The organism is Snodgrassella alvi wkB2, from assembly GCF_000600005.1.
Classification (GTDB): Bacteria; Pseudomonadota; Gammaproteobacteria; order Burkholderiales; family Neisseriaceae; genus Snodgrassella; species Snodgrassella alvi.
Genome location: NZ_CP007446.1, coordinates 825247 through 837595, shown reverse-complemented (window position 1 = coordinate 837595; position 12349 = coordinate 825247). Strand labels below are relative to the sequence as shown.

Sequence of the window (12349 nt, the reverse complement as noted above, 5' to 3'; positions counted from 1 at the left end):
ATAGACACGTTAAATTGAATATATTTACCAAAAGAATGATAAATAATAACGGAAGTGTTGTTACTGATGACCATAGCTTAAGCAACGTCAGTAAGAAAAAATTCCAAAAATCCTCATTATGTAGATCTGGTAAATAAAAAATAGTTATTACAAGAAAAAATAAATATAAATAATAAATGATCTCCCTTTTTATCACATTAATCCAAAAATCAGACAACCTAATATTAAGGTATATTACCCTGAACCCATTATCTTTTTACCTATAAACTGCCACCGTGTATACCTTCAATACCATTTATCACAGCACAATGGATTATGATGAGTAAAACTGGTCAGTCATTTGGTAAGCGCATTATGAAAATTAAAGTTATTAACCTTGACGGACGCAATCCGGGATTTGTCGGTACTGTATTAATTCGTGAAATTTTGTTTCAAACAATTATCATTATTTTTTCATACTTATTGATTGAAATTTTTAACCTTAATCCTGAATCTACTGAGAAAATATTTAACTATTTAATTACATTTATTTGTTTTTTTATGCTGTTCAGAACAGAGGCCAATCGTCGTACTCTCCAAGATTATTTGGCCAAAACAATTGTCATAAAAGTATAATTATATATACTTAAGAATATTACATACTGATATGTCGTTTCAGCAATATTAATTTCTGTGTAGTCTGAAATTAACTTGTTAAAATTATATAATCAACTCAGTTCTAAGTTTACAAACATCAACTGCCTGCGTACCATGCTGGCAGTTGTTTTACATTTACAGATAAAAACCAATACAAGGGAATGCATAATGCCACAATACCGTTCACAAACTTCTACACATGGGCGTAATATGGCCGGTGCACGTGCGCTCTGGCGTGCAACAGGTGTCGCTGATAGTGATTTTGGTAAACCGATTATTGCCATAGCCAATTCTTTTACCCAATTTGTTCCCGGACATGTGCATTTGCACGATATAGGTCAGCTGGTAGCACGTGAAATTGAACGTTCTGGCGGTATTGCCAAGGAATTTAATACCATCGCGGTTGATGATGGCATCGCTATGGGACATGAAGGAATGCTTTATAGCCTGCCTTCACGCGACCTGATTGCGGATAGTGTGGAATATATGGTCAACGCACATTGTGCTGATGCACTGGTGTGTATATCCAACTGTGACAAAATTACTCCGGGAATGCTGATGGCATCCATGCGCTTGAACATTCCGACTATTTTTGTCTCCGGTGGTCCGATGGAGGCAGGTAAAATTATCGCTACCACCAATGGTGAGCAACAAATCCGCAAGCTGGATCTGATTGATGCAATGATTGAGGCTGGTAACGATAAAATCAGCGATGAAACGGTTGCACAAGTGGAGCGTAGTGCCTGCCCTACCTGCGGTTCATGCTCAGGTATGTTTACGGCTAATTCAATGAACTGTCTGACTGAAGCGCTGGGTTTATCCTTACCCGGTAATGGTTCTTTACTCGCTACTCATGCATTACGTAAAGAACTTTTTCTTGAAGCAGGCCGGCGTATTGTTGAATTAGCCAAACGCTATTATGAACAGGATGACTCCAGTGTGCTTCCGCGCAGTATTGCAACTAAGGCAGCTTTTAATAATGCTATGAGTCTGGATATTGCTATGGGTGGTTCTACCAATACGGTATTACACTTACTGGCAGCCGCCACCGAGGCCGGTGTTAATTTTAAAATGGCTGATATTGATCAGTTAAGCCGCCATGTACCCTGCCTGTGTAAAGTGGCTCCGGCTACACAGAAATATCACATGGAAGATGTGCATCGTGCCGGCGGTGTTATGGCCATTTTATCCCAGCTTAATCATGCCGGTTTACTAGATACCAGTGTACATACTGTACATATGCCTACACTGGCAGATGCGATTAAGCACTGGGATGTAAGCAATCAGAACAATACTGAGGCAATACAACGATATCGGGCTGCACCGGGCGGTATCCGTTCAACAGAGGCCTTCTCACAAAACGCGATGTGGCCTTCTCTGGACCTGGATCGTGAAAATGGCTGTATCCGTGATAAACAGCATGCTTATTCTCAGGACGGCGGTCTTGCTGTGTTATTCGGTAATCTCGCAGAACGTGGCTGTGTAGTTAAAACGGCTGGTGTAGATGATAGTATTCTTAAATTTACCGGCCGTGCCCGGGTGTTTGAAAGTCAGGATGAGGCTGTTGAAGCCATTCTGGGTAACCAAATAGTAGCTGGTGATGTGGTTATTATCCGTTATGAGGGTCCCAAAGGCGGCCCCGGAATGCAGGAAATGCTTTATCCGACCAGTTATCTGAAATCTAAAGGTTTGGGTAAAGCATGTGCTCTGCTTACAGACGGCCGTTTTTCCGGGGGCACTTCGGGGCTTTCAATTGGTCATGCTTCTCCTGAAGCTGCCGAAGGCGGCAATATCGGGCTGGTACAGGAAGGAGATATTATCGAAATTGATATTCCTGAACGCCGGATACATCTGGCTGTATCTGATGCAGAGTTAGTACAACGCCGCACAGAAATGGAAAGTCGTGGTGCTCGTGCATGGAAACCTGTTAAACGTCAGCGTCATGTCTCTGTTGCTTTACGTGCCTATGCAGCCATGACTACAAGTGCTGATACCGGTGCTGTACGTGATGTAACACAAGTAGAGCGACAAGATTAATTCATTCTGTCAGAGTACCCGTTTCGCTGTCCGGATAGCGAAACGGGTTTATTTTTTTAATCAAAATACACAGTGTATTAATTTGATATTCTGATCAATTCTTTAAATATGATTAAAGTGGTCAGATTAGCGCTATATGTGCAAACATGCTATCGTAACCATGTTGTAATATGCTTTTACTGTTTGTCACTATGTCTACTGCTGATTTTCCCTTTCCAGTAAGTGCCAATACGCTTGCCAAACTGACCAAACTCAATATTACTAATATTTGGGATTTGGCTTTACACCTACCGTTACGCTATGAAGATGAGACACATATTACGCCGATTGCTGATGCACAGAACGGGGTGCCGGTACAGATCGAAGCTACTGTTATTCATCAGCAAATACAATTTCGTCCGCGCAAACAGCTGGTAGTACAAGTTCAGGATGTATCCGGACATGTCTTGTATCTACGATTTTTGCATTTTTATCCTAATCAGCAAAAACAACTGGCAGAAGGTAATGTGATTCGGGCTCTGGGTGAAATCAGACATGGTTTTTTTGGCGATGAAATGGTGCACCCAAAAATTCGCACTGATATTGATAAAGGACTGGCAGAAAGCCTCACTCCCGTTTATCCCACCGTTAACGGACTAAACCAGCCTGCCCTTCGCCGGCTGATTCAGGCTGCACTCAAGCATCTGCCGGCAGATGATACACTGCCGGCTGAATTATTACAGCAGTTACAATTACCTCCTCTGCTGGAAAGCCTGATTTTTCTGCACTCCCCACCGCCAGAGTACACTGCGCGTGATTTACATGAAGGTACTTTACCAGCATGGCAAAGGCTGAAATTTGATGAATTGCTGGCTCAGCAGTTATCCATGAGGCTGGCACGCCAGCAACGCTTAAACGGGCATGCAAAAGCTTTAACTGGTAACGGCCATATTAGTGAGCATTTACTGGCTAATCTGAGTTTTACCTTAACAGAAGCTCAGCAGCGTGCTCTTGCTGAAATCACTGATGATTTAGCCCAGACACACCCGATGCACCGTTTACTGCAGGGAGATGTGGGCAGCGGTAAAACCATTGTTTGTGCTCTGGCAGCGGCAATAGCAATAGAAGCCGGTTTTCAGGTAGCGGTCATGGCACCTACAGAAATTCTGGCTGAACAACATTATCTGAAATTCACACAATGGTTTTCACCTTTAGGAATCCGGATTGCCAGACTTTCAGGCAGTATGCGCAAAAAAGCCCGTGATGACGCACGGAAAGAACTGGCAGATGGTACTGCTCAGCTGGCAATAGGTACGCATGCTCTATTTCAGGATGATGTTACTTTTCATAATCTGGGTCTGATTATTGTTGATGAACAGCACAGATTTGGTGTTGCCCAGCGTCTGGCATTAAAAAATAAAGGTGAAGATGTACATCAGCTGATGATGTCCGCCACACCAATACCACGCACACTGGCAATGAGTTTTTTTGCCGATCTGGATGTTTCTGTCATTGATGAACTGCCTCCCGGAAGAACACCTGTTATAACCCGTCTGGTAAACACTGCCCGCCGTCAGGAAGTTGAAAAACTGGTAAAGCATACCTGTGCACAAGGCCGGCAGGTATACTGGGTCTGTCCGTTAATTGAAGAATCTGAAGTACTGCAATTGCAAACTGCCGTAGATACAGTTGCTGAATTACAGACGGCGTTACCGGAACTGAATATAGGCTTAATACATGGACGGCTCAAGCCGGCAGAAAAAGCAGCTGTTATGACAGAATTTGTTGAAGGCAGTATTCAGGTACTGGTGGCTACAACAGTGATTGAAGTTGGTGTAGATGTACCCAATGCCAGTCTGATGGTAATAGAACATGCTGAACGTATGGGACTGGCACAATTGCATCAGCTTCGCGGTCGGGTGGGACGTGGAGCAGCAGCCAGCCGCTGTGTATTGTTATTCAGTGAACCTCTTAGTGATGTAGCCAAAGCACGTTTGAAAGTAATTTATGAAAATACCGACGGCTTTGAAATTGCCCGGCAAGATTTGAATATTCGCGGACCGGGAGAGTTTCTGGGAGCACGCCAGAGTGGTGTGCCGATGCTGCGTTTTGCCAATCTGGAAGAAGATCTGCCCATACTGGAAAAAGCACGTGATTTAGCGCCTGTTCTGATTAGCCAGCAACCTGAAGTAGTCAATAAACATTTGCAACGGTGGCTATCTCAACGGTCTGCTTATTTGGGCGTATAAAATATTTATCTGTATTAACAGCTCCAGTAAACCTGAAAAAATTAATGACAAAATTCAGCAGCTATATTCTCAGGACTAAACAATTAAACCAGCAATATTTCAAGCTAAAATAAAAAAACCTGTTTGAAAAATCAAACAGGTTTTAAAATCTGGCACGCCCACGGGGAATCGAACCCCGGTTACCGCCGTGAAAGGGCGATGTCCTAACCGCTAGACGATGGGCGCATTAGCTTGATGGTGCACCCGGAGCGATTCGAACGCCCGACCCTCTGGTTCGTAGCCAGATACTCTATCCAACTGAGCTACGGGTGCACTGCTTTCGAACTCGTTTAAGAGTCACCGAAAATCAAGAAGCGCGATAATACGCAATAAATGGTCTTTTGGCAAGCCAAAAATAGATAAAAATGAAAACAAATAGATAAATATCTTGATTTTTATATATTTATTTTGCAACTATATAAGCAAAAAATCTACAGCATTCCGATTCCGGATACTTCACGCGCCAGCTTTGCCGCAGTATTGTCAGTCATACCACCTACAAAATCCAGAACTTTCATATATCCCAGATATAAACCATCCTTTTTATCCAGTTTTTGTTCTTTTAATAATGACAATGCCAGCTCTTGCCTTTTACTAAGCTGACCGGTTTTAATAAAGGCATGTACCGCAGGTACAAGCAAACCCAGTATCGAACCCAGACAAGGAAAAGTAGCTATTTCAGTAATCAGTTTGCTTTGATGGCGGAATATACGTGTGCGAGCCAGCTCTTTTGCAGCGTTCAGGGCTTCACTAACATCCGGACTAGCCAGGGCAAGCAAATCCTTACCACGAAATGAACCATTCAATAAATCCCGATGATGCTTAATAAAAGTATGTGCAATATCGTCTACTGCTCTTCCGATGGCAATTCCGCGCAATCGGGCACAACGCTCCTGACTGCTATAAGACTGCCAGAAATATTCTTTATTTGTCAGCCTGGATAGAATTTGCTCTACGTCTGCCACCTGTAATAATCCCATTTCGACAGCATCTTCCAAATCCAGCAAGGCATAACAAATATCATCAGCAGCTTCCATTAAATATGAAAGCGGATGGCGCATCCACTGATTTTCACCGGTTTGCGGTAACCCCAGCTGTTCTGCAATACAACGCATAAAGGGCAGCTCAGTCTGATAAATATTGAATTTATTCCGCCTATGCGGCGCAGAACTGGTCCACGGATACTTAATTAAAGCACCGATAACAGCAGCAGTCAGACGCATTCCGCCATCATTCTGATACATTTCCAGACTGGCTACCAGACGCAAGCTATGTGCATTTCCTTCATAGGTTTCGATATCATTGCGTTCTGTATTGCTCAATTCCTGTAAATAATGAGCATGCTGCGGATCACGGAACCATTCACGCAATGCATCTTCACCTGTATGACCAAATGGCGGATTACCGAAATCATGAGCCAGACAGGCAACCTGTACAATCGCCCCGATATCAGCAGCATGGCTGCCAGATGGCAGGAAATGGCCGGCATTCAGCATTACACCGACCCGATTTCCAAGACTGCGCCCGACACTGGCAACTTCAACACTATGAGTCAGACGATTATGCGTATGGTCATGTAAGGCAAACGGATGAACCTGCGTTTTACGGGCGAGACGGCGAAAACCACTGGAAAAAACCACACGATCATAATCAATATGAAAATCAGTACGCAGTGCATCAGCCCCCTCTTCACTTGAAGCGGTCACTGTAGGCACAATACAACCATTTTCCGGCTTAAAGCGCTGGGTACTGAGCAACTTAGTCCAGTCCATGCGATATGATGATTTTTTCATATTCAGATAAATTGAAAGCTTCATATGCCGGCTGAGATTATCAGTCGCCATTCTTTAGCTCAGTTTCAACTCATTTATTCCTTCGTTATTATGTTGAAATAATCATAGCATGCAAAAAGTCACATTGTGATTAATTTTAAAAATGATTTTTCCACTCCCTTAAATAAGTAAACACTGCCAATGGTTGGGCAAGCTGCTGCTCTGAGAGGCCTTTTTGGCGTAATGTGGCCATCACTTCCGGTTGACTGGTACGCAAAAAAGGATTGATTGTGCGTTCATGTGCCAGACTTACCGGTAAGGTAGGTAATTTATCTGCCTGTACTAATGCTTTTCTGATTGCAGAATTATTCGGTTCAACGGCTTGTGCAAATTTCAAATTTGCTGCGGTATATTCATGTGCCGGATAAAACAAGGTATCAGGCGGCAGACTGTTTAAACGCTGCAAACTGCTGAACAATTGTGCCATAGTCCCATTCACTCGTCCGCAGCCTGCACTGAACAGCGTATCACCACAAAATACTCTGTAACGACCGGCAGAATCGCATACTAAATAAGCCAAATGATCTGTAGTATGCCCAGGAATATGCCAAACTGTTACATGCTGACCGAATACCTGAAATTTACTGCCTTCAGTTACGGGTATATTCACAATATGCCAATCAATGCAACCGGTAATCTGGCATTGCGAATAATGTTTTTTTAATTCCGCCACCCCATCAATATGGTCATAATGAGAATGAGTAAGCCAGATAGCATCCAGGGTCAGGTTGTGTTCAGTCAGATAATTTATGACAACAGGTGCTTCGCCCGGGTCAATTACTATAGCCTGATTTTCTTGCTGCAACAGCCAGATATAGTTATCAGAAAGAGCGGGTAACGGGATTATTTTCATGACAAATATAAATTTATTAACAATATAACAACCAGTACTGCAAAGCAATCAGCGTTTTTCCATCATGAATCTGATTATTTGCCAGTGCCGAACGCACTTGCTCACGATTGAGCAACACTGGTTCAATAATTTCATCTTCATCCGCCGCCAGAGCACTATTTGGTTGCACATTTTCAGCCAGATAAAGATACATTTTTTCATCACCGAAACCGGGAACAGTATAAAAAGTATGTATCAGTTTTACTTCAGCAGCAGTATAAGGGGTTTCTTCAGCCAGCTCGCGCAAAGCAGCATGCGCAGGATCTTCATTTTTTCCGTCCAGCTTACCTGCCGGGATTTCCAGTAAAGCCTCACCTACCGGATAGCGCCACTGTCGTACCAATACCACTTTTTGCTCAGCCGTAACCGCAAGTACAGCCGCGGCACCCGGATGCTGTACAACTACCCGCTGTGCCTGGTTGCCATTGGGTAAACGAACAGTGTCCTCTGAAACATTTAAAAAGGAACCGCGATAAACTTCTTTACTGGAAATTTTGGTTTCAGTCAGATCCATATTGATACTTTCTATATGTCTAAAAACACTAGCGTAGTCATTTCAGCAGCAGAAGGCAATATGGCATGTCCGGCTTTAGTTTAAAATTATTAATTGTATATTCGTTGTATGATCGGATTAATTATGTATTTATCTTTATTTGCCATTGCTGCCGGCGCAGCTCTGGGTGCCATCATGCGCTGGTTTCTGGGAATCTCGCTGAATACGTTTCATTCCGGTTTGCCCTATGGCACACTGCTGGCAAACTGGATCGGTGCTTATCTGATTGGTCTGTTCAGTGCATTGTGTATACATTTTACCCAGATCGCTCCAGAATGGCGTCTGTTTGTTATTACTGGTTTTCTCGGCGGGCTGACTACGTTTTCCACCTTCTCACTCGAAGCCGTGCAAATGCTTTTGTCACAACGTTATACTCTGGCAGTAACACATATACTGCTGCATACTGGCGGTTCTTTACTGCTGACTATTCTGGGTTTGGTAACTGTGCACTGGTGGCTTAAAGCCGGCTAAGATATGATTTTGTATTGATGGCGAGCTTTGTAAAAAACCGAGTTACTATTAACCATCGACAGGCTGAGCTGGTGTATCCAGAATTAACTGATAAAGTGCCGCATCCAGCCAGTGACCAAATTTAAAACCAATCTGAGGCAATGTGCCTACATGTTTGAAGCCAAGCTGTTCATGCAGAGCAATACTGCTGTCATTGGCTGCATCAATCACACCCATTAACACATGTAAATCAGCCTGACGTGCACGTACAATCAGTTCCTGCATCAGTTTGCGTGCCAGCCCCTGCCGGCGACAGTCATTACGTACATATACACTATGTTCCACCGTATATTTATTGGCAGGATAATCACGGAATGCACCCCATGAAGCAAAAGCCAACAGTTCACCCTGACCATTTACTGCACCGATAACCGGAAAATTGCGCTCACGTTTAGCTGCAAACCAGCTATGCATAAATGATAGTGAACGGGGCTCATAATCATACAGTGCAGTTGAGGTGGCGATAGTATCGTTAAACAGCGCCAGAATGGCTGCCGCATGTTCCTTTTCATTACATTCAATCAGCTCAACTGCGTTACTTTTGCCGGTATTCATTTTTTTCCCATATAAAAAACTGCCTGTAAACACAGGCAGCTTACAAATATTAAACTACACCTTTTTTAGCCAGATAACCTTCATAATCACCCAGATAATATTCATAACCACCTTCACCATCCAGCTCAATAATCTGTGTAGCCAGACTGGAAACAAACTGGCGGTCATGAGATACAAACACAAGAGTACCCGGGAATTTTTCCAGCGCCATATTCAGCGCCTCAATACTTTCCATATCCATGTGATTTGTAGGTTCATCCATTACCAACACATTAGGTTCCTGCAAAATCAGTTTACCATATAGCATACGGCCTTTTTCACCACCGGAAAGTACTTGTACCTGCTTGCCGACTTCATTACTGCCAAAAAGCAGACGGCCTAAAGTACCGCGAATCACCTGCTCATCATCGCCTTCCTTGCCCCATTGACGCATCCATTCTGTCAGAGTCATAGATACATCGAAATCATTTTCATGATCTTGCGGGTAATAGCCAACCTGTGCTTTCTCTGCCCATTTTATAGTACCGCTATCTGCTTTAATGCCATCATTGTATGCTTCATTATATGCACCAGCCAGTAATTTCAGTAGCGTAGATTTACCAGCACCGTTAGGGCCGATAATAGCCAGACGTTCACCGGCATCAAGCATCAAACTCAGTTTTTTAAACAATTGCCGGTCAAAACGTTTTGATAAATCCTCAACTTCAAGTGCCTGCCGATGCAGCTTTTTCTTATCATCAAAATTAAAGCGGATAAACGGGCTTTGACGGCTGGAAGGTTTCACTTCCACCATATCTGCCTTAATTTTATCAGCCAGTTTCGCCCGGCTGGTTGCCTGTCTTGCCTTGGATTTATTGGCAGAAAAACGTGCCACAAACTCCTGTAATTCCTGAAGTTTTTCCTTAGCTTTAGCATTATCTTTTAAAGTACGTTCACGTGCCTGTGTAGAGGCAAGCATATAATCATCGTAATTGCCCGGATACAGAGTAATGCCACCATAGTCCACATCGGCCATATAAGTACATACTTCATTCAGAAAATGGCGGTCGTGCGAAATAATAATCATGGTGGATTCATAGCTGTTCAACACACCTTCCAGCCAGCGAATAGTATTAATATCCAGATTATTGGTCGGTTCATCCAGCAACAGCACATCTGGTTTGGAAAACAGTGCCTGTGCCAGTAATACACGCAGTTTAAAACCCGGTGCAACTTCACTCATGCTGGCATTATGCAGATGTTCATCGATACCGACACCGGCAAGTAATTCTCCCGCCCGTGCCTCAGCAGTATAGCCGTCATACTCGGCAAATTTTGTTTCCAGATCGGCCGCGCGCATATAATCATCTTCAGTGGCATCCGGATTAGCATAAATGGCGTCGCGTTCTGTCATGGCTGCCCACATTTCTGTGTGCCCCATCAGTACCACGTCCAGTACGCGCATATCCTCATACGCAAACTGATCCTGTCTCAGCTTACCCAGACGCAGGCCTTGATCAATGGCCACCTCACCACTAGTAGGTTCAAGATCACCGCCGAGAATCTTCATAAAAGTTGATTTACCCGAGCCATTGGCACCAATCAACCCATAACGATGGCCCCCACCGAACTTAACCGATACATTCTCAAACAATGGCTTCGCGCCAAACTGCATCGTAATTTTATTGGTACTGATCACCGTAATACTTCCTTTAAATTCCTGACAAAATATTCTGATTTTAACACAGGCGCGTGCCAAAATTCGGCAAAGTCTGTGCTGTCGTTTACAATATCGTTATTTAAAAAGCAAAAGTACCTTTGATTTATCGCAAATTTATCATGCCATGTTCAGATTAAATCCGAAACTGATTGCCATATTACTATTTTGTGGTGCCATCGCCGGCGTGGCAGGCATGTCACTTATCGGATTATTGCATTTTATTCAGCAGTTAGTGTACGGAATAGTCCGTACAGACGGCATCACATTTCGTAATATTGTCGAACAAACCACAGCCATACATCGTTTACTTGCATTAAGTGCATGTGGCGTAATAGTGGGCGCCGGCTGGTACCTGTTGCACCGTTTTGCTCCCAAACTGGTTGATATCAGGGAGGCAATTGGCAACAATGCCACACCTATACCGTTAGTTTCTACTTTCTTTCATGGTATGTTACAGATATTCACAGTAGGCATGGGTTCACCTCTCGGACGTGAGACAGCGCCACGTGAAATCAGTTCAGCCATTGCAGATTTTATCGGCCGGCGATTTAACATCAGTACAGAAGAGAGAAAAGTCCTGCTTGCCTGTAGTGCAGCCGCCGGTCTGTCCGCGGTTTTTGATGTACCTCTGGCCGGTGCTCTGTTTGCACTGGAAACTTTATTATTCAGTTTCCAGCGCAATACCGTTATTGCGGCTTTAATCTGCTGTACAACCGCAGCATGGGTAGGCCGGATCGGACTGGGTAGCCAGCCAGCCTATCAGCTACCGGCAATTACCCTGAACAGTCCACTGTTAATCTGGTCGTTGTTGCTGGGACCACTGATTGTTGCATTCTCATGGCTGTTACAATACCAGCTCGCCTATTGCAAACCGGCTGTACGTACCAGCCCCAAGCTGATCTTTATCAGTATCGGTGCCTTTATACTTATCGGGGTTTTGTCCATGCAACTGCCGGAGATACTTGGTAACGGAAAAGCCGGTAATGAACTGTTATTTAATGACCAGATAAGCTGGCATTATGCTCTGGCACTATTAATCGGTAAATGGCTGGCGCTTCTACTAGCCACCCGTGCCGGAGCATACGGGGGATTTATTACTCCTTCGATGATGCTTGGCGGTCTGATTGCATTACTGGCAGCCACTGCATGGAACAGCATGCTGCCACCTGTTCCCATAGTCGCCGCAGTTGTGACCGGAGCTACCGTTTTTCTGGCAGTACAGCAAAAAATGCCTCTTACCGCCATATTATTTGTATTGGAAATAACCAATATTACGCCCGACATGATAATGCCAATTTGCCTGTGTCTGCTTACAGCACTATCCTGCCAGCAAGGATTGAACAAAAAACAAAGTTAAACAGTATTTAT

The 12349-nt window shown here is 43.8% G+C and carries 10 protein-coding genes and 2 tRNA genes; 5 read left to right on the top strand and 7 right to left on the bottom strand.

The window, feature by feature from the left end:
• The first annotated feature begins 315 nt into the window (after positions 1–315).
• From SALWKB2_RS03890 to recG, 3 genes are all read left to right on the top strand, one after another.
• On the top strand, positions 316–615 hold the full coding sequence (locus SALWKB2_RS03890) for an RDD family protein (protein WP_051506409.1): 300 nt from the start codon (positions 316–318) through the stop codon (positions 613–615).
• 189 nt (positions 616–804) lie between these two features.
• Complete coding sequence (ilvD, locus tag SALWKB2_RS03885; RefSeq protein WP_025330372.1) at positions 805–2673, top strand: dihydroxy-acid dehydratase; 1869 nt, start codon at positions 805–807, stop codon at positions 2671–2673.
• Between the two features lie 191 nt (positions 2674–2864).
• Entirely contained in the window at positions 2865–4901 is a 2037-nt protein-coding gene (gene recG, locus SALWKB2_RS03880) for an ATP-dependent DNA helicase RecG (protein ID WP_025330371.1), read from the top strand.
• Positions 4902–5051: 150 nt separating this feature from the next.
• Here the strand turns inward: recG and SALWKB2_RS03875 are convergent.
• From SALWKB2_RS03875 to SALWKB2_RS03855, 5 genes are all read right to left on the bottom strand, one after another.
• Positions 5052–5126, bottom strand: a tRNA-Glu gene (locus tag SALWKB2_RS03875).
• Between the two features lie 10 nt (positions 5127–5136).
• Positions 5137–5213, bottom strand: a tRNA-Arg gene (locus SALWKB2_RS03870).
• Between the two features lie 158 nt (positions 5214–5371).
• Complete coding sequence (locus tag SALWKB2_RS03865) at positions 5372–6712, bottom strand: deoxyguanosinetriphosphate triphosphohydrolase (protein WP_025330370.1); 1341 nt, start codon at positions 6710–6712, stop codon at positions 5372–5374.
• A gap of 157 nt (positions 6713–6869) precedes the next feature.
• Positions 6870–7625 carry a hydroxyacylglutathione hydrolase gene (gloB, locus tag SALWKB2_RS03860; protein WP_025330369.1) on the bottom strand — a complete coding sequence of 252 codons (756 nt, stop codon included), beginning with the start codon at positions 7623–7625 and terminating at the stop codon, positions 6870–6872.
• Between the two features lie 16 nt (positions 7626–7641).
• A complete protein-coding gene (locus SALWKB2_RS03855; RefSeq protein WP_025330368.1) occupies positions 7642–8178 on the bottom strand; it encodes an NUDIX hydrolase in 537 nt (178 codons plus the stop codon).
• A 123-nt stretch (positions 8179–8301) separates the two neighbouring features.
• On the opposite strand from SALWKB2_RS03855, the gene crcB reads away from it, so the two are divergent.
• Entirely contained in the window at positions 8302–8688 is a 387-nt protein-coding gene (gene crcB / locus SALWKB2_RS03850) for a fluoride efflux transporter CrcB (RefSeq protein ID WP_025330367.1), read from the top strand.
• Positions 8689–8736: 48 nt separating this feature from the next.
• Here the strand turns inward: crcB and SALWKB2_RS03845 are convergent, their stop codons facing one another.
• Both SALWKB2_RS03845 and SALWKB2_RS03840 read right to left on the bottom strand, forming a co-directional pair.
• Positions 8737–9282 carry a GNAT family N-acetyltransferase gene (locus SALWKB2_RS03845; protein ID WP_025330366.1) on the bottom strand — a complete coding sequence of 182 codons (546 nt, stop codon included), beginning with the start codon at positions 9280–9282 and terminating at the stop codon, positions 8737–8739.
• 49 nt (positions 9283–9331) lie between these two features.
• The gene (locus tag SALWKB2_RS03840; protein WP_025330365.1) at positions 9332–10960 is read right to left on the bottom strand and encodes an ABC-F family ATPase; all 1629 of its coding nucleotides are present in this window, start codon (positions 10958–10960) and stop codon (positions 9332–9334) included.
• Positions 10961–11105: 145 nt separating this feature from the next.
• Here SALWKB2_RS03840 and SALWKB2_RS03835 point away from each other — a divergent pair, with 145 nt between their 5' ends.
• The gene (locus SALWKB2_RS03835) at positions 11106–12338 is read left to right on the top strand and encodes a chloride channel protein (protein WP_025330364.1); all 1233 of its coding nucleotides are present in this window, start codon (positions 11106–11108) and stop codon (positions 12336–12338) included.
• The last annotated feature ends 11 nt before the right edge of the window (positions 12339–12349 follow it).